The sequence below is a fragment of the Streptomyces sp. GSL17-111 genome (genome assembly GCF_037911585.1).
GTDB lineage: Bacteria > Actinomycetota > Actinomycetes > Streptomycetales > Streptomycetaceae > Streptomyces.
The window spans coordinates 2,405,332-2,428,869 of the sequence record NZ_JBAJNS010000001.1; the positions used below are offsets into that span (position 1 = coordinate 2,405,332).

Genomic DNA, 23,538 nt, shown 5'->3' on the forward strand with positions numbered 1-23,538 from the left:
GCAGTCCATGAAGGTGACCAAACTGGTCAGTACGTGCGACATCAAGGACTGTCCGACCATCTACGCCACGGATCGCGGCACCTTCCTGATTCAGGGTGAGACGCCGACCGATCACGGACTGCGGATTCCAGTCCACGAAACCGTGGTCGAGATCCCGGCGGAGCTCCTTCGAAAGGCCGTGCGTGACCACCTCGTCTAGAGCCCTCGCTGATCTCTTCGACACCTTTGAGCGCGACGCGTTTCGACTGGAGACACTGAACGACTACAGTCGGTCCGGAAATATCGACGCCTATCGCGCGTTCCTTGCCGGAAGCCCACAACCGGAGGACTACAACGCGGCCTGGATCGATGAACTGCGCTCGCACACCGAGATGGGTAAACGCGTTCACAGGGTCCACGTGCTGTCCCGCCCGCTCACCGAGTACCTGAGGTTCGAACTCGGCTGGGGATACCGAAAAAACATGTCGGGCGGCGAGGAATTTGCCATCCTCGACATCACCGACCAACCGAATCCACTTGAGGGCGTCCCGGACTTCTGGATCTTCGACTCCGCGCATGTCGCAGTCATGCATTACGACTCGAGTGGAGGGTATGAAGGCGCAGAGATTCTGCCCGCAGAGAGAGCTACAGACTTCGCACGGTTCCGCGACACAGCACTCGCGCACGCACAACCTTTTACGGAATGGTGGGCCACGCACGGATCGTGAACAGAGCACAAATCGGCGCCGCCCTGCGGACCCTGCGCCTCACGTCCGGCAGGGAGGCCAAAGCAGTGGCGCGCCGTGCCCTCATGTCTCCCTCGAAACTGTCGAAGATCGAGAACGCAAGGCTCGCCCCAAGCGCAACCGACGTGGAACGTATCCTGACCGCGATCGGGGTCTCGGATGAAGTCAAGGCCGAGTACACGGAGGCAGCCCGCGCATCCGCGACCGAAGCAACAGCGTGGCGCCTGCTCAAACGCAGTGGATTGCACAAGGGCCAAGAAGCCGCTAGGGCTCTGGAATCTCAAATGTCAACGCTGCGATTGTTCCAGCCCTCGCTTGTACCAGGCCTCCTTCAGACTCCGGAGTACATCCGCTCCATTCTGCAACGCCATTGCCTCAGCACTGACTCGCTCACACGCACGGTTAATTCCCGCATCGAACGGCAGGCCGTTCTCTACGACCAAACGAAGTTGCTGCGGTTCATCATCACGGAAACCGTCCTCCACTGGAGGATTGTGTCGCCTCCCATGATGGCCGCACAGCTTGACCGTATCAGTTCGCTTTCACGGCTGGCTCACATCGATATTCGTATAGTTCCCCTGCAAATCCAGCAAGATGACATCGCCAGCCACGCTTTTGTCATCCGCGATGACACCCTGGTCACTGTGGAAACGATTCACGCAGAGATCGTCGCCACTGACCCACGTGACGTCAATCTCTACGTGGACAAATTCGCAGGCTTCGAGAGAAAAGCTATCGCGGGTGAAGAGATGCGAGAGCTACTGGAGCACACTCGGAACGAATTCTTGCGGGAACAAGAAATCGGATAGAAAACTCGGCGCGGCTCAGGGAAAATCGGACTCACGTCGCCCCGGCCAGTCTCATACCCGTGAGACGGACCCACCCGGCTCGACCGAAAAATGCGGTTACCCCTCCCCCGTGACACGAGGAGATCCGGCATGAGCACAGCAATCCACACTCGAACTCGCGATCCACGCGTCATTCTCAACGCAGTACAGGAGCGTGTCCCGCATCTGGTCGAGGATGTGGCAGTTCCCGACCTCTGGGAGCGGGAAGTAGCTCTCCTGCTGCGAGACAGCGTTGCGGTACGCAGCCTGGCCGAGCGCATCCTGGGACAAGGCATCGCGTACCTGATCACCGCCATGGAGAAGCCGGGCGTCGACATGGGCGTGGGCTACACCGTGGACATCGGTGTGCACCAGCTCATCCTGGACACGCCGTTGTACTTCGCTTTGTGTGCGCAGTACAACGGCGGGCTGTACAAGCACCACGCCCCCCTGATCGAACGCCGCAAGGATGGCACCGTACTGCGCACCGCCGAGCTCGTGCGCCGCAATGGATTTGCCGTGGATGACGAGTTGTGGGAGGTGGACGCGTCCGACTGCTCGCCATGTGACGACAAGGTCCCCGACAGCCACTGACGCACGGCCGGCGTCCTCGCCCCAGCACGCGGCTGGGGCGAGGGTCGGTCAGTCACTTTTCGACGCGGAGGAAAGTTCCGTTGCCCGCACGACACGATCTCGACAGCGAACGCGAGCTGTGGGACGCCTTCGCCGAGAGCACCAAGGACAAGGTGTTCGACGCCGAGCCCGTCTTCCGCTGGACGCAGTACGTCGGTCACGGGCCCGGTCCCGACCTGCTCGGCGCCCCCGCGACCGCCTTGGAGCTCGGCTGCGGTACGGGACGGGCCCTCGCCCATCTCGCCCAGCGAGGAGTGCGGGCGACGGGCGTGGACCTCTCTCCCGTCATGGTCGCGCACACCAGCGAGAGGTGGGGGCCGCTGGGCGCCCGTTTCGTCTGCGCCGACGCGCTGGAGTACCTGCGGAGCACGACCGAGACCTACGACGCCGTGTACTCGATCTTCGGGGCAGTGTGGTTCGCCGACCCCGCCCGACTCCTGCCCCTGATCGCCGAGCGGCTGAACCCCGGAGGCGTCCTTGCCTTCTCGCACCCTCCGGCCATCCCCGGCGCGTACGGCCCGCAGGGCATGTACAAGGGCGGATTCGCGGGCAGGGCCCTGTACACGTACCGGTACAGCTACACGCCTCGGAAGTGGGGAAACCTGCTGCGCCGCGCCGGGTTCCAGGACATCGACGTGCACGTCCTGGCAGCACCGGAGCGCGACCACATCGGAACACTCATCGCCCGCGCGACCACGCCCCAAACGGCTCGCTGACCAGACAGCCCGCCCGGCCACCAGGCCGTCGGCGAAGCACGGAACGTACAGAGGCGGGCCAGGCCGGATAGGCCCCAGCCCGAGGCCGGGATTTCGGCTCGATGTGTACCGCCGCAGCTTCGGTGGGCTGTGGCTCCGTTGGACTGCCTCGGCTTGATGGCAGTGTGGGCCCGGAGCGTCACACGGAACGGCCTCGGCGTCGAGCAGCGAGGCAACTCGACGGCGAGGACTGCTGCGTGATCGGGTGACGTCTGCTCTGGCTTGTCCGTCGGGCGGCCTGGAAGGATGTGGCCGTGCCCGTTCCCCGCCCCCAAGAGTTCCGGGACGGGGTCGTCCGCGTGGCCCGCGACCGCGTGAAGGTGGTGACGCTCGCGCAGGCCGTCTAGGACTTCGGCGTCCATGAGGTGACGCTGTCGACGTGGGTGCGCAAGGCCGCTGGTGAGGAGGGCGAGAGGCCCGGCGTCACCAGGCCGGAGTCGGCGGAGAACCGCAAGCGGAGGAGGCGCGTGACACTGCTGGAGCGGGGAAACGGGGTCCTGCGCTGAGCGGCCGACCACCTCTCGCAGGCGAACCTGCCGGGAAAGGGCTCCACCCCCTCGTGAAGGAGCTTCCCGTCGACGGGCCTCGGGGCGCTGGCGTGCCGGGTGCTCAAGCTCTCGCGCCGACACCACTACCGCCGGCTTCGTCAGCCGTGACCGGCTCAGTGGTCACGGTGGCCTACCGCGCGAACGCGCTGCTCGATGCCCACCGATGCCCTCGGCCCTCGCGGCATGAGACCGGACCGTCACCTCTACGTGCAGCAGTCCCTTTCCCAGGATGCTCGACGAAGCATCAACACCGCCATTTGTTGGGAGCAGTAGATGCATCACGCCGAACACGCGGCCGCTTACGGGAAGGCGGGCGGCCCGGACCGCAGGGACGCGAGTGCACCCGCTGCGGGCGGCGGCGGCCCGGATGAGACCGTCTGGGGGCTGTTCGAGGCCCGGGCGGCCCGCCAGGGGAGCCGGGTCGCCCTCGTGGACGGGGCGGTCGACGTCGACTACGCGCGGCTGCGGGCCCGGGCGGAGGTGATCGCCGGGGAGCTGGCAGCCCGGGGTGTGGCGCCGGGGTCGCTCGTCGGCGTGTGCCTCGACCGGACGTGGGAGATGGTCGCCACCATGCTGGGAGTACTGCGGGCAGGCTGCGCCTATGTGCCCATGGACCCCGCCTACCCGGCCGAACGGGTGCGCTACATCATCGAGCATTCCCGGGTGGCGTCGGTGGTCGTCGACGCCGGTACGGCGGCGCTGTGCTCGGCTGCCCCCGATCGCGTGCACCTCGACGCGGTGCCGAACCGCCCGGCGACGGCGCCGACGGCCTGCTCGGCCGGTGATCTCGCGTACGTCATCTACACCTCCGGGTCGACCGGGAAGCCCAAGGGCGTGGCGGTCGAGCACCGCAGCGTGGTGGCGATGGCCGCGTCGATGCGGCGGCTGCTGGACGACGAGGACCTGGCGGGCGTCCTGGCCGCGGCCTCGGTCTGCTTCGACCCCTCGGTGATGGAGATTCTGGGGACGCTCGTCCTCGGTGGCACGGTCGTCCTGGCCGAGAACGTGCTCACCCTGCGCGAGCTGCCCGCAGCGCACCGAGTGCGCACGGCCATCATGGTGCCGTCCGCGATGCGGGCTCTGCTCGCGGCCGGGCCGCTGCCCGGCGGGTTGCGGTGTGTGGTGCTGGGTGGTGAGGTCTTGTCGCGTTCCCTGGTGGATCGGTTGCACGCTGATCCTCGTGCGTTGCGGGTCGTGAACGTCTACGGCCCGACCGAGGCCACCGTGTTCGTCACCGCCGCCGAGGCGGGAAGCGGGCCGATCACCATCGGCAGCCCGGTCCCGGGCGCGCGGGCGTACGTGCTGGACGAGTCCCTGCAGCCGGTGCCGCCGGGCACGGCGGGAGAACTGGCTCTCGCCGGCGACCAGCTGGCCAGGGGGTACCTCCATGACGACGAGCGCACCCGGCAGAGCTTCCCCGCCCTCGCGCCGGACGGGCCGCTCCCGGAGCAGCGGATCTATCGCACCGGCGACCTGTGCCGGTGGACGCAGACAGGGGAACTCGAGTTCCTCGGCCGCGCCGACCGGCAGGTCAAGATCCGGGGCCACCGGATCGAACTCGACGAGATCGAGGCCGTGCTGGCCTCGGTGCCCGGCGTGGACGAGGCTGCCGTCGTCGCCATCACAGGCGAAGGCAAGAGCCTCCTGACGGCGTACGCGGTGAGCGGACAGGAGTCGGTGACCGCATCGACCGTGCGCTCCCGGCTGGCCGACCGCCTGCCGAAGTACATGATCCCGCACCACGTCGTGCTGAAGGCCGAGCTGCCGAAACTGCCCAACGGCAAGGTCGACCGGCTTCGGCTCCCCGCCCCCGTGCGCCACGGAGACGGGGCGGCTCCCGAAGGGAAGGCAGGCGATGGTCCGGCCGCCCCGCCGACCGGACGCGGTGCGCTGCCCGCGCCGCGCGAGGAACGGCGCTCGGCACTGCTCGCCATGGTGATGGAGGAGGCGGCGCTGCTCCTCGGCGCCCCCGGCCCCGATTGCTTCCGGCCGGACGAGCCACTGGCCGCGCTGGGCCTCGATTCGCTGGACGTCACGGAGCTCACGGTGCGCCTGTCGCGGAGGCTGGCCACTGACCTGCCGTCATCCACCCTGGTCGAGGCGATGACGCCCAACGAGGCCGTCGACGGGCTGCTGGCGGTGCTGGGCCGTGCTTCCGGAGGCGCCGAGGCGCGCGGGCACCCGCAGGGCGTCGGGGCCGCGGATCGACTCGACGTGTTCCAGGACCAGGTCCGGTCCGGGCACCCGCCGGCCTTCGCCGCCAAGGCGCCGGCCTGGTCCGCGACCGACCGGGGCGCCCTCGTACAGCACTTCCGCAGCCTCCTGGCGCGCTCGGGGCTGGACCCGTACGGGAAGGTCGTCCGCACGGGAAGCGCCGAGCGGGGAGTCGTCGCCGACCCGGTGACGGGCGAGGAGCACGAGGCGCTGATCTGGACCACCAACCTCTACCTCGGACTCAACCGCGACGAGGAGGTCATCGAGGAGGCACGCAGTGCGCTGCGCCGGTTCGGTACCGGGATGGGGATATCGGCGGCGGGCTCGGGGCAGACCGGCCTCCACACGGAGTTCGAGGAGGAATTCGCGGCCATGGTGGGCAAGTCGGCCGCCTGCCTGTTCCCCACCGGGTTCACCGCGAGCCTCGGAGCCGTCGCCGGAGTCGTGGGCGATCAGGACGTCGTGGTCATGGACCAGCTCTGCCACGCCTCCCTGGTGGACGGCGCCCGCCTGAGCGGCGCGAGGGTGCGAACGTTCCGGCACAACGACACGGCCGACCTGCGGGCGGTCCTCAAGGAGGAGTCCTCGCCCTACCGTACGACGCTGGTGGTGCTCGAGAGCGTGTACAGCATGGGCGAGGGGGCGGCGCCGCTGCGGGGCATCGTGTCCGCCGCGAAGGAGTCCGGCGCGCTCGTCCTCGTGGACGAGGCCCACTCGTTCGGGCTGTACGGAGAGCGGGGCGCCGGACTGTGCGCCGCAGAAGGCGTCACCGAGCAGGTCGACTTCGTCCTCACGACGCTGAGCAAGGCCCTCGGGAGCATCGGCGGCGTGGTCGCCGCCCGGGAGCAGCACATCGCGTTGCTGAGGGCGTCGGCGAGGTCGTATGTCTTCCAGGCGAACATCTCACCTGCCGACGTGGCGGCGGCTCTTGCCGCCCTGCGCAGGGTCGCCGCGGGCGACGCGCTGCGGGCCAGGCTGTGGGACACCGCGCACTACATGCGGAAGCGCTTCTCGGACGCCGGCTACGAACTCGGCACCGGGGACGGCCTGATCGTCACCCCCTTCTTCTCCGACGGCGAGAAGCTGCATGCGATAGCCCGAGGGCTTTTCCGGCGGGGCGTCCACGCCGCTGCCGTGACCTACCCGATCGTCGAGCGCGGGCGAGGCCGCCTGAGGTTCATCTGCTCGGCGTCCCATACCCGGGCGGACGTCGACGTGACGCTGCAGGCCCTGATCGACGCCGAGGCGGAAGCCGCGACGGTCCCCACGTCGCACGACGACATGGACCTGCGAGAGGAAGGAGGCGAGGAGTCCACACGATGCGACGTCGCGGGCTGGGCTGACGCGTTCACGACGTATCTGGAATCCGCCTCGGCCGAGCTCCCCGCACCGGCGCCACATCTCGTGGTCACGATCGCACTGCCGGGAGAGGAAGAGGATCTGGTCATCCGGATCAACGAACACGGGGTCACCCGAGAACCGGACAGCACCGCCGCAACGACGCCTGCCTGTTCGCTTCGCCTGGTCGACGACGAGGCAACAGCCGCACTGTGCTCACGGGACGTGGGGAGGCTGCTCGAGAGCGTGATCGCGGGCACGTGCGTGCTCGCCGGCCATACACAGCCGTTCGTCTGGCTCGTCGGACGACTCAGTGACTGGCAGAGTTCAACGAGTGGCGCGTGAGGAACGGGGTGGAGGCCGCTGGGCGTGCGGTTCGTCTGCGCCGACGCGCTTGAGTACCTGCGGAGCGAGCAAACCGACGGCCTGGGGGCGCTGTACAAGACGGCCCCACGGCACCGCGGGTGGTACTCAGCAGTAGGCCTACAGTTTTTGCGGCTCAATGTTCCGACGGGCTGGCCGAACGGACCGAGCAATGACTGCTTCGCTGGTGATGAGCGCGGCTTCGAGGCAGGGAAGGAGGGGCTGGGCCTTCTCCGGCACGCCGAGGGCGCATGCCTGTACGAGGTCGGACAGTGCTGCGTGCTGGGCGTTGCTGAGTGCGGCCGTGCCGCCGTCGTGCTCGAGAAGGTCGCGGGCCGCATACCCGTCGCGGCACCTCGTCACCTGGGAGACCACGACGGTCGGCGTCGCCCCTCCGCTCCGCGTGAGGTCCAGCAGCGTCAGGCCGAGGCGGGTGAGGAACACCGAGAGAGTGTGATCACCGTTGGTAGACCGTGGTTGTCCTTCCAAGAGGGAGCGGTACTGCTCCACCAACGTGCTGGTTGGCGTTGGGGCGCCGCACAGGCGGCTGAGGCAGGCGGTCACCACGGCTTCCCACGGCTCTCCTGGGGCGGTGGTGTCGCATAGCGCACGGGCGCCGTCGAGGTCGCCAGCGGTGGCGTGGGCGAGGACGTCGACTTGCCGGCCATCGAGCATGCGCAGGCCTATGCCCTTGTACTGGAGCAGGCTGTTGCGGGCGTCGTCCCAGCGTCCGGTGACGGCGAGTGCGCGGGCGCCGGTGGCGAGCAGGGTGGACCACAGCCAGCGACGTACCTCGCTGTGGGCTTGCGGTGAGGTGGTGAGGTCGGCGGCTGGGACGGCGAGGCCGTCGATGACTGTGTTGGTGCGGGTGGAGACGGCCTCGAAGAGTGTGTGGATGAGTCGGTAGGCGCACTCGCCGTCATCAGCGCGGATGTGGAGTCGGGCGAGGTTGACCAGAGGTTCGAGGGCGTGGCGGGCGGCCTGCGGACCCAAGGGGCAGGCGCGCAGGTACACGTCAGCCTGGCGATGGCACCACTGGCGGGCCAGGTCGGGCAAGCCGCAGTCCGAGGCCAGAAGAGCAGCCAGGTTGTGCACGGCCGCAGCTTCGGCGGGGTCGTGGTTCCGTTCGGCGGCTTCCGCTCGGTGGCACAGTTGTGCCACGCGCTGTTCCAGGGGGAGGCAGATGGGGCGCGGGCGCGGGACGAGGGGGAAGCGGCGTGCTGTCGGTCCGGTGGGGTCCACCGTTGTCACTGCCAGGTGATGGTGAGGGGCCGGTGGGGGCGGTCGAGGACGAACCGTCCGGTGGCCTTTTGGGCGGGCGCCGGGCTCGTGTCGGGGAGAGCGAAGCGGACGGTGCGGTTGCGGAAGGTGCTGTCCCAGGCGGTGATCTCGCGGGAGACGTGTTCGGCGAGCTGCTGTCCGGTCGGGCCGTGGCCGATGACGCCGACCTCGAAGCGTCGACCGCCGTCGGGAGTTGGGGCGGCGCGGCGGATGGTGAGGTAGGCCAGGCTGCCGTCTGCCGCTGTGGTGGACATCGCGACGGCAGGGAACATCGGCCGTACGAGTCCGCTCTCCTTCGCGGCCGGTTCGACGTTCATCCGCATCAGGGGGTTGTCCAGGCAGCAGGCCAGCCACAGGTCCAGCCACTCGAAGGATTCCATCGGCACGAAGTGGACGCCGGTCCACTCCTCGTACGCGGGGTGTTCCAGGACGCCCAACAGGGCCCGCGCGTCGGTGGCGTGCTGGTTGTCCTTGTGGGCCTGAAGCGTCACACGGCCGTCGCCGGTGAGGTCGATGATGCGGCGGGCGTCATCGCCGATGCCGCGCAGGGGCATGAACACCGCCATGTGACTGTCGCGGCTGACCCAGCCGTCGCCTTCGCGCTCGAAAGTGATGCTGCGGGAGGCGGCTCCTGCCAGGCGCAAGGGGACGACGAGGCGGCCGGTGGGGGCGAGCTGCTCCAGCCAGGAGACGGGTACCTCCCAGGCGCCGACCGTGGCGATCACCCGGTCGTAGGGGGCTCCGTCGGGGTGACCGAGCACACCGTCGGCCAGGACCACGTCGACGTTGGTGGCGTCGGCGGCGGTCAGGTGCTGGGCGGCGCTGTCGACGAGGTCGTCGTCAACGTCGATGGTGGTGACCTGCCCTTCGGGGCCGGTCAGGTGGCCCATGAGAGCGGCGTTGTAGCCGGTGCCGGCGCCGAGTTCCAGAATGCGCTGGGCGGGGGCGATGTGAAGCTGTTCAAGCATCAGGGCGACGATGCGAGGCTGGGAAGCGGCGCTGATCGAGGTCCCGGAGCCGTCCGTCTTGGTGTAGACGGCGTCGTCGGCGTACGCCTCCGTCAGCGGCACGCCGGGTACGAACAGATGCCGGGGAACGGTGCGGATCGCGTCCTCGACCTGCCTGGTGCGGATGGTGTCGTCCTTGACCAAGGTGTCGGTGAGCTGGTTGCGCAGTTCCTCGGGGGAAGGGGCGGTCGGGGTGGTGCTGAGGGCGGAAGTCATGGCGCGGACCTTACGGGCGTCGAGTGCGGAACCGGCGGTATCCGGTCGGGTGTCGGAGTGGAAGACGATGCTGGTCGCGAGGGCTGCCAGGGTGGCCTGGTCGGCGCCGGACAGGCCCGCTCGGTTGCCGTGGAAGATGAAGTGGTGGGCGAGGATGGCGCGTATTCCGCGGTGAAGCCCACCGCGGCGGGCAAGCGAGGCGAGGTGTTGCCCTGCTGTGGTGAACGCGCTTGTCCAGGCACCCGGCAGCACGGTTTCGGGGGCACTGGCCGGATCGGTGGTCATCAGGCGGCGGACGGCCTGTTCCAGGCGATCTCGTCGCTCGGTGCCCAAGGCGTGGGCGGTGCGGGGTGGGCGTAGTTCGGTGACCTTGGCCCAGGCGTCGCCCTGCTCGAACCAGTCTTGACCGGCCGCGCGCAGCAGGGCGCCGAACAGAAGTACGGCCGTCTCGCGCCGTCCCAACCCGGTCTGAAAGGTCAGAAGGTGGCGGCTGTCAGCGTGGAAGAGGGTGTGCGCGATGTCCATGCCGGTCGGGCCGCCGAAGGCGAGAGTCTCGGGCTCGTAAATGCCGTCCCGCCACCGGATGAGGTGGTGGTCATTTGCCATGCCGGTCAGCAGGTCTCGGACGGCTGCTGCTCCGGCTTCGTCGGCCTGGTAGCGCAGCCGCCAGCCGGGGACCTTGCGGATGTACCACCAGCGGTTGATCAGCCCGTCGTCCTGGAGCCGGTTCAGGGTGGGCGCGAGGTGCGTGCGGGCGGTGGACTCGGCTGCTGGGGAGTCGGGAAGGTGAAGCATGTGTTGGCGCCAGGGCCATCTCTGCCGGGGCATTGGTGCCTCCTGTCGGGAAGTTCGTCTCGGTTCAGGTGATGAGCAGGCAGGTGTCCCATGCGGTCGCTGGGGGGCCAGCGGCCGCCAGCGCAGCCAAGGCGCTCCCCGCGGTGCCTTCCAGCAGACCGGGGCCGCAGTCAGAGCTCGGTTCGGTAGCGGCGAGGCGATCGGCGGCCAGGGCACGAAGCTGGTCAGCGGCTGGCGGGTCGGCCAGTTCGGCGGCACGGGTGGCGATGGCGGCCAGACCCGCGTGTCCATGGCACAGCGTCGCGTCGACCGTGGCGGTGAGCTGCGCCGGGTCGGTGAGGGCGCCGATCAGCGCTGCCTCGGCCATCCGCTGGCGGGCGGTGTCGCCGGTCGCCGCGGCAGCGAGCTGCTGCACCCGCGCGGCCCCGGCAGTGCCGTAACACCAGGAAGGGCGGCGCTGGGCGCCGCTGTGCACGACCGTCGGCGGGCCGGCGGCCAACTCGCGCCAGGTGACCATGTACGGCCAGCGGGCTCCGTGCGGGGAGTCGGTGCGCCACCGGTCCGTCCAGCGGCAGATCGCGTTGATCGCCTCGGTGTGGCGAGGAACGGTGACCTCCCGTAGCGCACAGATGGACAGGAGGGCGAGGGGCCCGCCGATCCCGTGGGCCAGTCCGAGATTCGCGTGTCCGCCGGGGAACTCGGCCGGATCGACACGGCCGGTCGGCGCGGTCTTCGTCCACCAGCCGGGCACCTGTTCACCCTGGTCGGCCAGGGGCTGCGCCAGGCGTACGAGGTAGCTCAGCAGCTCCCGCAGCTCGGGGCTGCCGGGGTCGTGGCGCAGCAGGTAGGCGCCCAGCCCGGCAAGCCCCCGGAGGGTGTCGAACTCGGCGAGGAGCGGGGTGCGGCCGCAGTCGATGCGGCTGCCAGCCTCCCGCAGACGGTGCTGAATGTCGGCGCCGATGCGGGCATGCAGGGTTGTCAGGGCTCGTTGGTAGGAGCCGGGCCGGACAGCAGCGGATGTAGCGAGGGCGTAGGCGACTGCGGGGGCTCCGTAGAAGGCGCCGGAACTTCCGCCGGAGGTCACCGGTGCGGAAGCGGCGTAGGAAAGCCAGGTGTGGGCTCGGGCCCATGGGCGGATACCGCGGGCAGCGAGCTCGATGTGCAGCAGGGCAATGCCGGGCGCGCCGTGTGCGAGAGACTGCCGCCACCACTTCTCCCCGGTCGGGCGGTGTACGGCGGGCTCGGATAGCTCGTCGGCCACGGTGACCGCGTCCTGGGGCGTCACCGCACCCGTCCCCTCCGGGCGGCCCAGGCCATGGCGGCGGCGCGGGCAAGGTGGAGGCACATCGCCTTGTCGGTCGGCCGGATGCCATACGCGCGCAGGAAGTGGGAGTGCAGCAGGGCATCGAGGGCGGCGTCCGGGCTGATTCCGTCGGTTTCCGGGCCGGGGAAGTGGGAGCGGTAGGCGGCCAGCGCACTGTGGCGGGTGATCCAGGCCTGAGTGTTGGCCGGGCCGCCGGGAGATCGGCGCAGCGCGGCGAAGTCGTCCTCGGGGTTGGCCAGACGCAGGGCCTCGGCGTGCACGGGGCGGGGCACGCCCGGCGGTGCGGCGGCGGGGGCGTGGTCGATGAGCCACCGTGTCCCGGATGCGGGGCTTCCGGTGAAGGCGCAGGCCATCGCGGTGAAGTGTGCGGCGGTCATGGCCCGCCGATCGGGTAGGACGCTGCGGCGGAGTTGGGCGAGGACGGTGGCGGTGTCGGCAGCCAGGACGTCCTCAGCGGCCGTCAGCGCGGAACCGGTGCCGAACCGGCCGGTCTGCGGCACGGCCGGGGTGAATGTGAGGCTGCGCAGCAGGGCACGCGAGCGTAGTTCATGCGCCCAGGCGCCGACCTGGCGTGTGGCGGAGGCGTAGGTCTGCCCATGGGCCGTCGTGATGAACAGACGCAGGGCGGGCTCGCGTTCGTCCTGGTGTCGGAGGAACCACCACCGTGGCGGGGCGGAGTCGCTCAGGCGCGCCAGGAGCTGCGGAAGGTGCCGGGCAAGGATGTGGTCGTGGAGGTCGCTGTCCGCGAGGATGGTGGCCGCCAGCGTGCCGGTGGTGCCGGGGAGCTGTGGGCGGTGGTGGTCCACCAGCATGGCAGGGGAGGGACGGGGCGGGTCCGGCCAGCGGGTGCGGTTGGTGGAGCTCAGGGGGATGACGAGTTCGTGGGCGCGGCCCTCGCACCATCCGTCCGCCCGCTCCGGCGGTGCCTCCGTCAGCAAGGCGTGCTGATGCCTCGCCATGTGCTCACGCAGCAGGGTCCGGTGCGCCACCGAGCCAAGGTCCAGGGGCAGCCGCCAGTCTCCTTGTGTGAGCTGGAGCCGGGCGGGAGCTTTCCAGCGGTGGCACCAGTCGGTCAGGGCGGTGCTCCAATGCTCGAATGCGGCTTTAGCTTTCGGCAGTTCATGGGTGCTCAGGCGCCATCTGGCCGGGGACAGCACGACGCGACCGTGCCGCAGCCGTGGCAGGAACGGCAGCGCGCCGACGACACCCCAGTCGAATTCGGTGACCTGCGCACACTGCGCAAGGGATAGCTCGGTGATCAGACGGGCCAGCGGCGGTGTGTGCTTGAGCAGGTTCAACGCGTGCAGGCCCCACGCCTCAACGCGACGCCTAGTCGCCGGGACCGCCAGGTACAGGCGATGGCCGTCGCAGCCGACTGCCAGGTCCTCGGCCGTCAGCACGTGGGCGCTGGCAAGGCGGTGCTCGCCCAGGCTGATGACGGTGGGCAGCACCTGCTCCGTGCGGGTCACGTGCGCAGAAGCGGGGTCCAGGGGCGGGAAAGAGAGCTGAGCCGGGAGCGTGCCAGCGTCCGCCGTGGGTAAGCATGCCAGGTTCTCAAGCGCGGCCTTGCGCTGTTCGGCAGGCAGCAGGCGCAGGAAGCGGCCGGTGACCACGCCGACAGCACGGGAGGCCGACAGGACCGTGAGACGGAAGTCCCCACGCTCCAGCTCCGCTGCACCGGTGGCGTCTAGGCGGACGCAGAGCTCCAGGTGCGGGGGGAGTCGCAGTCCCCCGACCGCCCGGTGCTCGAGTTCCTCCAATAGAGCCCCATCCAGTCGCACTTCCCGGTGGCCGTCGACGGCCGCACGCTGGGCCAGTGCCATGAGGCATCCGTCGCGGTGGGCATCGCCCCGCTGCATCGGCAGGTCGCCGGCACCGGGGTAGCCCGCTGGCCATCCGATGCCGCTGCCGGAGACCACCTCTAGTAGCGGTACAAGGCTTCCGGGCCCGTACCGCCGGTAGAACCGTTCGTGGTACTCGCCCATCGCCGCAGTGCCTTGAGGGGCGAGGCTCAGGCGAGCGAGGAGCCGAGCTGCGCGTTCGGCCTCGTGGGCCACGGCCGCAGGCAGCACGGCCTCGGCGTCCGCGACCACATCAACGGCCACCGGATGCCGCCCGGCGGGCACGAGTGCCCGCATCCGCTCTGCAGCCTGCGCACGGAGGATCCGCGCCTCATCCGGCACAGCCCCCTCATGCCGGACCAGCAGGGCGCGGATCTCGCTCAAGCTCTCAGCGCCCGCCCAGGCAGGGACGTTGGGGACCTCCAGCGCGGCGAGCAGGTGTTCCAGCGCGTCCACCGACGTACTGGGGGCATGGAGGCCGGTGATCAAAGCACGGCGCGCGACGAGCTCGGTCAGCAGCGCAGTCACCTTCTGCGGGTGCGTTCCGGGGTAGTGGCCCTGAACGGCCTGAGCCAGCGCCTCGAAGCGCACCGGTTGCCTGGCTGCGCCGAGCGCCATCCGAACAGGCGGCGTGTAGCGCAGGGAGACGGCTGCGGCGCCGGTGCCGCGGTCGGTGACGTGCGGCTGGTAGGGCACCAGGAGGCGGTCATCGCACACGGTGGCAGTGGAGTTGACCTGGACCAGCAGCCGGTTAAGCACGTCGGGCTGTTGCTCCAACCACTCGATGGCCCGGGCGAGCCAAGCGGAATCGGCTCGAGCCACCGCGCGGTGCTCCTTGCCGCAGCGCAGCCTGGGGCGGTCTCCGAAGGTCGCGGGGGCGACGGCCGCGAACAGTCCCGCCGGGGTCGGGCGCCCAGTCATCCGGGCCACGTAGCGCACGATGGAAAGCGTCGTGCGGCGCGTCTCCCGCTCCCCCGGATGCTCCGTGGCGATCAGGAGACGGACCTGCTCAGCGAGCGACTCGCTGGCATGCCCGATCGCCTCGGCCACCTGTGGTATGGCCCAGACGTGACGCAGCCAGCGCACCCACACGGCTACACCATCCTGTCCGCTGACCGGCGTGTCAGGCAGCGGGGGAGGCGTGAGGGTGTGATGGGTAAGTCGGATCAGTACTGCGTTAGAAGCCTCGAAGGTCGCAGGGCCATCGTCAACAGGTGGCATGGGGACTCCGGGAAGCGACGGGGGTGGCCGGGCCACCCCGCCGAGGTACTGAGCCCGGCCACCAGTGAGAGGGAAATCAGGCGGCGCTGATGCAGGTCGACTTCGAGCAGGTCGAACCGCAGTTGTCATCGGTCATGCTGACCAGGTGTGCCGGGTCGAAGACTTCGACCACGGTCACGTCCAGGTCGAAGTCGTCGCCAGCAGAAGCGGTCTGAGTAGACGGCGTCTCCAGGGTCGTGGTCTTCGGTGCCATGATGTGTACCTCCGGGTAGGCATTGCGGTTGTCTTGCGAGGACCTGGCGCTCGGGCTGGGTACCGGGCCAGGGGCAGGAAAATCACCGGACGAAGCCCTTAGGTGAATTCAAGGACGAACTGGGCGAGAGCGGGGGATCCGCCGCCGCTCAGCGGGCCCAGGCTCGCAGCGGCAGCGCGCTCGTGGGAGTCGATAAACGGCCACGTTCCCGTATCCGTTCACGCGGACGCCCGGTGTCTTGCCCCAGCAGCGTTCTCCTGAGGCCGAGGTAGTGGGCACGGGTGTGGCAGGAGTGGGGTTGGTGGCCCGGAAGGCGGCCAGGAGAGTCCGGCCGTCGTGGCGGACGCCGGTTCGGAGGCGGCGGAGGACGGTGGCGATGCGGGCGGGGGCGTAGCCGGTGGCGAGGAGCGGTAGCAGACCCTGGCGACCGGGAGCGTGCACCAGGTGCACCGGCCGTCCCCGCTGGTACCCCACGAGTAGGACAGGGCCTCGACCAACAGCAGACCCCGCCCGCCCTCGTCCGTATCCGACGGTGCCTTCAATTCGGCGCGCTGACTCGACGCGTCGGTGACCTCGACCCTGACCAAACAACCGTCGTAGCCGAGAGCGAGCCCAAGATGATCCCCGGCACCGTGGAGCACGGCGTTGCCGACGAGCTCACTGACGGCCAGCGCAACCCGCTCACCGAGGTCGTCCGCGCCCGGCACACGCCAAACGACGAGTTGCTCACGCGCCAGACGACGGGCTTGCGGCACCGCCGCTGGCTCCCGGCGCAGCTCGACCGTCCATCGCCAATCCAGTGACGCCATGGTCCACCTCCGCGAAGTCCACCGTGTGATGGCCAACACGATGACGCGGCGCCAGGTGGCCGACAACCAGCACATTTCACGAACTAGTGACTTCGTCACTGCGCCCAACTTGGCAGTAGTGACGAAGTCACAAGACTCACCCAATGCTCAAGTTCCGTCACTAAGATGAACGGTCGAGGAGGTCCACATGGCGGGCACCCATGGCCGATCCTGCGCAAAACGGCTGCGCGAAGCAGGTCATGAACGCGGCGCAGCGATTCACGAGATAGCGGCCACCATCACCACCCACTGTGCAGTGTCACCCCTGCGCGCGTTCCGGCTGGCCCGCGCGCTGACGCTCAAGCAGGCCGCTGACGCACTTTTTCAGCTCGCCGAGAACAGCGGCGACGGCCCACGTCCCGACGCCATGCAGCTCAGCGCCTGGGAGACCGGGCAGCACCGGCCTCGCATCTCCACCATCGAACTACTGGCCAGGCTCTACCAGTGCGCCCCCGGAGACCTCGGCTACGGGAATGTGCCCGCTGCGACGAGTCGGTCAGCGGCGGTTCAGCCCTGCCCCGGCGCGGACGCCGATCCCCTGGGCTGCCGGGTCGACACGGCCCGTCGCAGCGTCGACCGCACTCTGGCCGCCGGTTCCGTCACCTCCACGCAGATGGACATGCTGGACGAACAGATCCACTGGGCATTGGAGCAGTACGTCTACACCCCGCCCCAGCCCATGATCGACACCCTCCTCCATCATCTGGACGAGGTCAGCGAACTGGCCCGGCAGCGCCAGCCGGCCCTCATGCAACTGCGGCTGTCCGAGCTGACCGCTGTCCTCACGACCCTGATCGCGGACGCCCTGATGAAGCTGGGCCAGCTCACCCGCTCCCAAGCCTGGTATGCAACCGCCCGCACCGCCGCAGACGACACCGGCAACCGCGAACTCCGCGCTCGTGTACGTGTCCAGGCCGCCATGCTCCCCTACTACTACGGCCCCACCACCACCGCCATCCGCCTGGCCCAGGAAGCCCGCTACATCTGCCGCGCCACCCCCACCACCACTGCAGCCTTCGCGTCCATGGCCGAAGCCCGGGCACTGGCCAAGCACGGAGACATCCAGGACGCCCTCGCCGCCCTCCACCGTGCCCGGGACGTCTACAGCCAGACGGACGCGGCCACCACCTCCACCAGCGCCTGGGATTTCCCCCTGCGCCGCTTCCACCTCTACGAGAGCGGCACCCTCACCGCACTCGGCAAACTCCGCCCCGCCCGCCAGGCACAGGAAGCAGCCCTACGCCTCTACCCCGAGGACGCCGGCATCGACCCCGCCCTCCTCCGCCTCGAAACAGCGATCTGCCTCGCCCGCGACCGCGACACCACCGAGGCATGTCGACTGGCCGCCGCCACCTACCTGCGCATCGAGGCCGAACACCGCACCTCCATCGTCGAGGAACGCGCCCGCGAGGTCATCACCGCCCTACCCACCAACAGCCGAAGCACCGCGGCCGTCCGCGACCTCACCGACGTCCTCGCCCTGCCCGCCCTGAGATGACACAACCCACCGGCGTCGGTCAGGCTCACCCCCATGAGCGACTCGCCCGGTGGGTTCGAGCCCCAAGAGCTCCACAGCATCCTCGCCCGCGGCTGCACGGCCGCCGGACTGGACAACCACAGCGCCCGGCTCCTGCGCGGCCAGACCAACGCCGTCGTCCTCCTGGAAGCCGAACAAGTCGTCGTCAAGGTCGCCCGCAAAGGCACCTCCAGTCATGACGTCCAGCGCACCGTCGACTTCGTCCGATGGCTGAGCGCCCGTAACTTCCCCACCGTGCCCCTCCACCCCGTCGACCAGCCAATCGTCGTCGACAACCAGAGCCTGACCTTCTGGACCTACCTCCCCCAACCCGACCACCCCGTCCCGGCCCAGCACCTCGCCCGGCCCCTGCGCGCCCTCCACACCCTCCCCGCGCCCCCGCAGAAGCTGCCGCCGCACGACAACCTCGCCTCTATACGCCGCTCCCTGGCCGCCATCACCTGGCTTCCCCCCACCGCTATCCGCCGCCTCTCCACCCATGCCGATCGCCTCGAACGCGACCTCACCCACGTCACGTGGGCCCACCCACCAGGCGTCATCCAAGGCGACCCACAGCACCGCAACGCCCTCCACACCCCAACGGGAGCGGTCCTGTGCGACTGGGACACCGTTGCCCACGGCCAACCCGAATGGGATGCCGTCACCGTCGAGGTGCACTGCCGACGTTTTGGCCACGGCCACGCCCACTACCAGGCGTTCGCCGAAGCCTACGGCTGGGACATCACCCGGTGGGACGGCTACCCCGTCCTCGCAGCGATCCGAGAACTGCGCATGATCACCACCAATGCCCGGAAGGTACGCCACGCCCCGGGAAGCCGCTCCGAAGTCCAGCGCCGCATCGACTGCCTGGGCCGCAACGACCGCCGAATGCGATGGAACATTCTGTGAAGGCCGCGCTCGGCGCCTCCAGCTTGGCACTGTCGGTCCGACGTCGTGGGTGGCGTTCCTGGGCTTCGCCGTCCGGGGCTGACGGGGCGCGCGTTCACGGTGCCGTTTCCTGGGGCGCTACCTACGCGTAGCGTTTCCTCATGGACACCACGGGAGTTCTGGACGAGGCGCTGGAGCGCCTGCACACGACGGGGCCGGAGTTCGACGACTGGCTGAGCAACCACGGCCCGATGGCCGTCGAGGCGCTGGTGCGGCGGGGCGAGGGCGGCGGCGTCCACCGCTGGCTGGACCGGTACACGACGCGGCTGGAGGACCGGCCCGCGTCCGGTGACGCCGTCCGGGACGACGCCTGGGTGGACGCCCTGGGTGACCCGCGCCGGCTGGGCGACTGGCTGGACCACTTCGAACGGCTCCTCGTGACGGATCCCCGCGAGCCGTGGCGGGCGGTGCTGGCGACGTGGTGGCCCCGGCTGCTGCCGGGCATCGCGGCGGGGGCGACGCATCCGGTGATCCGGGTCGGGCACGCCGTCGTGGGGTTGCGGGCGGAGGAGAACGCGCCCCGGCTGCGGGAGCTGGCGCACGGCCTGGGGTACTGGGCCGCCCGGTACCAGCCGCTGCCCGCCGACCTGGCGCTGGTGTCCTCGCCGTACGCCGCCGCCGAGGCGCTGCGGGCGGTGCCGCCGGTGGCGGACCAGAGTCGCGGCATCGTCCACCGGATCGACCAGCTGACGGAGCTGCCGGACTGGCCGACGGCCCGCGACGTCAGCGGCCCCGACGCGGTGCCGGGGCGGCTGACGGAGCTGGTGGACGCCGCCGTGCGGTACTACGCCACGCACGCGCACGGCAGCGCCGTGATGCTGGTGCACGCCGCGACGGCGCCGAACGCCGTGCTGCGGACGCTGCCGGACCTGCCGCGCGAGCTGTGGGAGCCGGGGCTGGCGGCGGCCTGGTCGGCGTCGGCGGCGGTGACGGCCGCCTACCGTCCGCTGGGTCCGGCGGGCGCGGCGCATCCGGGGTCGGCGAGCGCCGAGGAGCTGTTCGCCCGGGCGGCGGCGCACGGGGACGAGCACGCGATCAAGCTGGCCGACACGGTGCTGGACGTCGCGGCGCGGCATCCGGAGGACGTGGTGGCCCGCAGCGCCACGCTCCGGGCCACGGAGCTGATCGATCCGCTGTAGGACGTCCGCTGTAGGGCCCGGAGACGCCCGCGCGGGCCCCGGTCAGCCCGCGCGGTGCACGACGGCGTCGCAGAGCGCCGAGAGGGCGTCCTTGGCGGCGCAGTCGGGGAGCGGGCCCAGCGTCTCGCGGGCCTGCTCCGCGCAGCGGACGGTGTAGGCGCGGGCCTCCTGGAGCGCGGGGTGGGCGCGCAGCCCGGCGAGGGCCTCGGCGTGCCGGGCGTCGTCGTCGAGGTCGCCCGCGAGCAGCTCGGCCAGGGCGCGGTCCTCGGCGGAGCCGCCGCTCGCGGCCCGGGCCCGCAGGTGGAGGACGGGCAGGGTGGCGACGCCCTCGCGCAGGTCGGTGCCGGGCGTCTTGCCGGACTCGTGGCCGTCGCTGGCGATGTCCAGGACGTCGTCGGCGAGCTGGAAGGCGACGCCGATGCGCTCGCCGAACTGGGTGAGGACGGAGACCGTGCGCTCGTCGGCGCCGCTCATCAGGCCGCCGAAGCGGGCGGAGACGGCGATGAGGGAGCCGGTCTTGCCCGCGAGGACGTCGAGGTAGTGGTCGATGGGGTCCTGCTCCGGGCGGGGGCCCGCCGTCTCCAGGATCTGGCCGGTGACGAGCCGCTCGAAGGCCTCGGCCTGGATGCGGACGGCCTCGGGGCCGAGGTCGGCGAGGACGTGGGAGGCGCGGGCGAAGAGGAAGTCCCCGGTGAGGACGGCGACGGAGTTGTCCCAGTTGGCGTTGGCGCTGGGGACGCCCCGGCGGACCTCGGCCTCGTCCATGACGTCGTCGTGGTAGAGCGTCGCGAGGTGGGTCAGCTCGACGACGACGGCGGAGGGGACGACGCCGGGGGCGTGCGGGTCGCCGAACTGGGCGGCGAGGAGGGTGAGCAGCGGACGGAAGCGCTTGCCGCCGGCCCGGACGAGGTGCTGGGCGGCGTCGGTGACCAGGGGAACGTCGCTCTTCGTGGCCGCGATCAGGCCGTGCTCGACGGCGGACAACCCGGCCTGGACATCGGCTTCCAGAGCCTTGTCCCGCACGCTCAGCCCGAAGGGCCCGACGACGGTCACGGGGGTTCTCCTGTCTGCGGACGATCTTTCACCTGGTCACCGCGGGTTACTGCGGGGTACACGTCTGCGTCGCGTTCTCACCGGAAGCGTATCCGGTCACATAAGGATCACGTGAGGCACGTCGGTCGATAGCCTGTGCCCGGTCCTGACCGGCGACGACCTCGAAGGCGAGGGCATCCTCCATGCCAGCTGACACCCCAGCGGACCTCTACGGGCCGGACAATCTGCCCTACGGCGTCTTCACGACGGCCGACGCCCCCGAGCGGCGCCGGATCGGCGTGCGCCTCGGCGACACCGTGCTGGATCTGGGCGCCGCGGCGGCGGCCCTGGGCTCCCCGCACGCCGACCTGCTCGCCGCTCCCACCCTGAACCCGCTGCTCGCGGCGGGCCGCGCCGTGTGGACGGCCGTGCGCACCGATCTGCGGACGTGGCTGCGGGAGGGCCGGGCGGAGCTGACGGCCGTCCCGCTGGCCGACGTCACCCTGCACCTGCCGTTCGAGGTCGCCGACTACGTCGACTTCTACGCCAGCGAGCACCACGCGACGAACGTCGGGAAGATGTTCCGGCCGGACAGCGAGCCGCTGACGCCGAACTGGAAGCACCTGCCGATCGGCTACCACGGCCGGGCGGGGACCGTCGTCGTCTCCGGGACGCCCGTGGCGCGCCCGCAGGGGCAGCGCCGGACGCCGGACGGGCCGGTGTTCGGGCCGTCGCAGCGGCTGGACATCGAGGCGGAGGTCGGCTTCGTCGTCGGTGCGCCCTCGCGGCTGGGCGAGCCGGTGCCGCAGTCGGCGTTCCGCGACCACGTCTTCGGCGTGTGCCTGCTGAACGACTGGTCGGCGCGGGACGTCCAGGCCTGGGAGTACGTGCCGCTCGGCCCGTTCCTCGGCAAGTCCTTCGCCACGTCGGTGTCGGCGTGGATCACGCCGCTGGAGGCGCTGGACGCCGCGCGCGTCGCGCCGCCGGAGCGCACCCACCCGCTGCTGGACTACCTGAAGGACGACGCCGACGACCCGGCCGGCTTCGACCTGCGCATCACCGTCACGCTCAACGGCCACGTGATCGCCGAGCCGCCGTTCTCCGCCATGTACTGGACGGCGGCGCAGCAGCTGGCCCACATGACGGTCAACGGGGCCTCCCTGCGCCCCGGTGACCTGTTCGCCTCCGGCACGGTCAGCGGCCCGGAGAAGCACCAGCGCGGCTGTCTGCTGGAGCTGACCTGGTCCGGCGAGAACCCCCTCGAACTGCCCGACGGCACGCGGACGTTCCTGGAGGACGGGGACGAGGTCGTGCTCACCGCGTGGGCGCCGGGCCCGGACGGCGGGCGCGTGGGGCTCGGCGAGGTCGCCGGCCGCATCGTGAAGGGCTGAGCGACCGGCGGCATTGGTACTGTTGGCCGATTTTCCGAAGCGGCCGACGTCCGGGCTCCGGGGGCGGTGCGACCACCACCGTGCCCCGGGTCCCGGACCGGCTGACGGCGCGACCGAGGCACCACCGAGCACTGACGAGCACCACCGAAGGCATCACCGAAGCAAGGGGAGGCACCGTGCGCACCAGGGCGCGGATCGCGAGCACGTTCGCCGCCGTGGCGGCGTCGGCTCTGCTCATGACGGGCTGCGGCGGCGGCAGCGACGACGACGGCGGGAACAGCGAGCCGGAGCCGACGGCGTCCGGCACGCCGGAGGCGTCGCAGGACGCGGCGGGCGGGGACGTCGGCCTCGACGCCCTCCAGGGCGGCTGGATCACCGTCGCGGACGCCGACAAGCCGATCATCCTCGGCGTCTTCGAGGAGAGCATCACGGTCTCGGCCGAGACCGCCTGCACCGGCACCATCGACGCCGACGCGAGCCCCATGACGATGAGCCTGGTCTGCGAGGGCGACGGCACGGAGTTCACCAGCGGGACCGTCACGGGGCTGACGGACGGCGAGCTGACGATCGAGTGGGCGAGCGGCGAGGAGTACGCCTTCGGCAGGCCGCCGGAGATCGCCGAGACGCCCGAGCTGCCCTCCGAGTTCCCCTCCGAGATGCCGACGGACCTGCCCGACCTGCCCGAGACCGAGAGCTGACGCTCCCCGGCGGCGGGTCCTGCTAGCTTGACGCCATTCCCACGCTCACCGAGGAGAAGCAATGCGCACGTCCCTCCGGATGACGGCGGCGGCAGCGGCGGCCCTGGCCGCGACGCTGGTGCTCGGCGGCTGCGGCAGCGGCGACGACGGCGACCAGAAGCCGGCCGCCGAGGAGACGCAGAACCCGGGCGCCGACCCGGAGACGGGGAAGCAGCCGGGCTCCGTGCAGGGCGTGTGGAGCACGGAGGCGGACGGTGAGGAGTTCGTGCTGACGGTCGTCGCGGACGGCGTGAGCCTGGTGCGCGGCGGCACGAACTGCACCGGCCGGATGATGGACGGCGACAAGCCGACGCTCGACCTCACCTGCCCCGACGGCAGCGGGGAGGACCGGGCCAGCGGCACGGTGGAGAACGTCGACAGCGAGGAGCTGGAGGTCGCCTGGAACGGCGGCGTCACCGACACCTACGTCCGGGTCGCCGAGGCGCCCAAGGACATGCCGACCGACCTCGGCAGCCTGGAGGACCTGCTGCCGCAGGGCTGACGGGCCACGCACGACGGCGGGAGCCGGGCACCCACCGCTCAGGGTGGTGCCCGGCTCCCGCCGTGTGGTGTCCGGGGCGGACGC

At 70.4% G+C, this 23,538-nt stretch carries 20 protein-coding genes; 13 read left to right on the forward strand and 7 right to left on the reverse strand.

Features of this window, described 5'->3' with window-relative positions:
* The first annotated feature begins 7 nt into the window (after positions 1-7).
* The 6 genes from V6D49_RS10515 (at position 8) to V6D49_RS10540 (ending at position 7,385) form a co-directional block, all read left to right on the forward strand.
* A complete protein-coding gene (locus V6D49_RS10515; protein ID WP_340559030.1) occupies positions 8-199 on the forward strand; it encodes a hypothetical protein in 192 nt (63 codons plus the stop codon).
* Positions 183-707: a DUF6879 family protein gene (locus tag V6D49_RS10520; protein WP_340559031.1), complete on the forward strand. Its 525-nt coding sequence runs from the start codon at positions 183-185 to the stop codon at positions 705-707. The genes V6D49_RS10515 and V6D49_RS10520 overlap by 17 nt, the downstream gene beginning before the upstream one ends.
* On the forward strand, positions 704-1,534 hold the full coding sequence (locus V6D49_RS10525; RefSeq protein ID WP_340559032.1) for a helix-turn-helix domain-containing protein: 831 nt from the start codon (positions 704-706) through the stop codon (positions 1,532-1,534). Before V6D49_RS10520 ends, V6D49_RS10525 begins: the two co-directional genes overlap by 4 nt.
* 129 nt (positions 1,535-1,663) lie before the next feature.
* Entirely contained in the window at positions 1,664-2,146 is a 483-nt protein-coding gene (locus V6D49_RS10530) for a hypothetical protein (RefSeq protein WP_340559033.1), read from the forward strand.
* A gap of 80 nt (positions 2,147-2,226) precedes the next feature.
* Entirely contained in the window at positions 2,227-2,901 is a 675-nt protein-coding gene (locus V6D49_RS10535) for a class I SAM-dependent DNA methyltransferase (RefSeq protein ID WP_340559034.1), read from the forward strand.
* A gap of 860 nt (positions 2,902-3,761) precedes the next feature.
* A complete protein-coding gene (locus tag V6D49_RS10540; protein ID WP_340559035.1) occupies positions 3,762-7,385 on the forward strand; it encodes an amino acid adenylation domain-containing protein in 3,624 nt (1,207 codons plus the stop codon).
* Between the two features lie 138 nt (positions 7,386-7,523).
* On the opposite strand, the gene V6D49_RS10545 is transcribed toward V6D49_RS10540, so the two are convergent.
* From V6D49_RS10545 to V6D49_RS26210, 6 genes are all read right to left on the reverse strand, one after another.
* On the reverse strand, positions 7,524-8,564 hold the full coding sequence (locus V6D49_RS10545; RefSeq protein WP_340559036.1) for a hypothetical protein: 1,041 nt from the start codon (positions 8,562-8,564) through the stop codon (positions 7,524-7,526).
* A gap of 86 nt (positions 8,565-8,650) precedes the next feature.
* Complete coding sequence (gene fxlM / locus V6D49_RS10550; RefSeq protein WP_340559038.1) at positions 8,651-10,702, reverse strand: methyltransferase, FxLD system; 2,052 nt, start codon at positions 10,700-10,702, stop codon at positions 8,651-8,653.
* Between the two features lie 64 nt (positions 10,703-10,766).
* Complete coding sequence (locus V6D49_RS10555) at positions 10,767-11,987, reverse strand: lanthionine synthetase C family protein (RefSeq protein ID WP_340559039.1); 1,221 nt, start codon at positions 11,985-11,987, stop codon at positions 10,767-10,769.
* Positions 11,984-14,917 (reverse strand): lantibiotic dehydratase, encoded by a 2,934-nt coding sequence (locus tag V6D49_RS10560; RefSeq protein ID WP_340559040.1) that lies wholly within the window; start codon positions 14,915-14,917, stop codon positions 11,984-11,986. Before V6D49_RS10560 ends, V6D49_RS10555 begins: the two co-directional genes overlap by 4 nt.
* Before the next feature lie 247 nt (positions 14,918-15,164).
* Complete coding sequence (locus V6D49_RS10565; protein WP_340559041.1) at positions 15,165-15,341, reverse strand: FxLD family lanthipeptide; 177 nt, start codon at positions 15,339-15,341, stop codon at positions 15,165-15,167.
* A gap of 218 nt (positions 15,342-15,559) precedes the next feature.
* Positions 15,560-16,048, reverse strand: a complete 489-nt coding sequence (locus V6D49_RS26210) for an ATP-binding protein (RefSeq protein WP_445330635.1) — start codon at positions 16,046-16,048, stop codon at positions 15,560-15,562.
* On the opposite strand from V6D49_RS26210, the gene V6D49_RS10570 reads away from it, so the two are divergent.
* The 4 genes from V6D49_RS10570 to V6D49_RS10585 all read left to right on the forward strand — a co-directional run bounded on the left by V6D49_RS10570 (position 15,959) and on the right by V6D49_RS10585 (position 19,792).
* Positions 15,959-16,144, forward strand: coding sequence for a hypothetical protein (locus V6D49_RS10570; RefSeq protein ID WP_340559042.1), 186 nt, complete (start codon positions 15,959-15,961; stop codon positions 16,142-16,144). The genes V6D49_RS26210 and V6D49_RS10570 overlap by 90 nt on opposite strands.
* A gap of 301 nt (positions 16,145-16,445) precedes the next feature.
* Positions 16,446-17,687 carry a helix-turn-helix transcriptional regulator gene (locus V6D49_RS10575; RefSeq protein WP_340559043.1) on the forward strand — a complete coding sequence of 414 codons (1,242 nt, stop codon included), beginning with the start codon at positions 16,446-16,448 and terminating at the stop codon, positions 17,685-17,687.
* Positions 17,688-17,720: 33 nt separating this feature from the next.
* A complete protein-coding gene (locus tag V6D49_RS10580) occupies positions 17,721-18,614 on the forward strand; it encodes a phosphotransferase family protein (RefSeq protein ID WP_340559045.1) in 894 nt (297 codons plus the stop codon).
* Between the two features lie 140 nt (positions 18,615-18,754).
* Positions 18,755-19,792, forward strand: coding sequence for a questin oxidase family protein (locus V6D49_RS10585; RefSeq protein ID WP_340559046.1), 1,038 nt, complete (start codon positions 18,755-18,757; stop codon positions 19,790-19,792).
* A 42-nt stretch (positions 19,793-19,834) separates the two neighbouring features.
* Here V6D49_RS10585 and V6D49_RS10590 read toward each other — a convergent pair whose 3' ends face one another.
* Positions 19,835-20,845 carry a polyprenyl synthetase family protein gene (locus V6D49_RS10590; protein ID WP_340559048.1) on the reverse strand — a complete coding sequence of 337 codons (1,011 nt, stop codon included), beginning with the start codon at positions 20,843-20,845 and terminating at the stop codon, positions 19,835-19,837.
* A 182-nt stretch (positions 20,846-21,027) separates the two neighbouring features.
* On the opposite strand from V6D49_RS10590, the gene fahA reads away from it, so the two are divergent.
* The 3 genes from fahA to V6D49_RS10605 all read left to right on the forward strand — a co-directional run bounded on the left by fahA (position 21,028) and on the right by V6D49_RS10605 (position 23,454).
* The gene (gene fahA, locus V6D49_RS10595; protein WP_340559049.1) at positions 21,028-22,215 is read left to right on the forward strand and encodes a fumarylacetoacetase; all 1,188 of its coding nucleotides are present in this window, start codon (positions 21,028-21,030) and stop codon (positions 22,213-22,215) included.
* Between the two features lie 176 nt (positions 22,216-22,391).
* Entirely contained in the window at positions 22,392-22,913 is a 522-nt protein-coding gene (locus tag V6D49_RS10600) for a hypothetical protein (protein WP_340559051.1), read from the forward strand.
* A 61-nt stretch (positions 22,914-22,974) separates the two neighbouring features.
* Positions 22,975-23,454, forward strand: coding sequence for a hypothetical protein (locus V6D49_RS10605; protein ID WP_340559053.1), 480 nt, complete (start codon positions 22,975-22,977; stop codon positions 23,452-23,454).
* Positions 23,455-23,538: the final 84 nt, after the last annotated feature.

Excerpts from the sequence above, each read along its gene's own strand:
- V6D49_RS10515 (WP_340559030.1), top strand. The coding sequence starts at position 8 with ATGAAGGTGACCAAACTGGTCAGTACGTGCGACATCAAGGACTGTCCG.
- V6D49_RS10530 (WP_340559033.1), top strand. The coding sequence starts at position 1,664 with ATGAGCACAGCAATCCACACTCGAACTCGCGATCCACGCGTCATTCTC.
- V6D49_RS10540 (WP_340559035.1), top strand. The coding sequence starts at position 3,762 with ATGCATCACGCCGAACACGCGGCCGCTTACGGGAAGGCGGGCGGCCCG.
- fxlM (WP_340559038.1), bottom strand. The coding sequence starts at position 10,702 with ATGCTTCACCTTCCCGACTCCCCAGCAGCCGAGTCCACCGCCCGCACG.
- V6D49_RS10565 (WP_340559041.1), bottom strand. The coding sequence starts at position 15,341 with ATGGCACCGAAGACCACGACCCTGGAGACGCCGTCTACTCAGACCGCT.
- V6D49_RS10570 (WP_340559042.1), top strand. The coding sequence starts at position 15,959 with ATGATCCCCGGCACCGTGGAGCACGGCGTTGCCGACGAGCTCACTGAC.
- V6D49_RS10580 (WP_340559045.1), top strand. The coding sequence starts at position 17,721 with ATGAGCGACTCGCCCGGTGGGTTCGAGCCCCAAGAGCTCCACAGCATC.
- V6D49_RS10585 (WP_340559046.1), top strand. The coding sequence starts at position 18,755 with ATGGACACCACGGGAGTTCTGGACGAGGCGCTGGAGCGCCTGCACACG.
- fahA (WP_340559049.1), top strand. The coding sequence starts at position 21,028 with ATGCCAGCTGACACCCCAGCGGACCTCTACGGGCCGGACAATCTGCCC.
- V6D49_RS10605 (WP_340559053.1), top strand. The coding sequence starts at position 22,975 with ATGCGCACGTCCCTCCGGATGACGGCGGCGGCAGCGGCGGCCCTGGCC.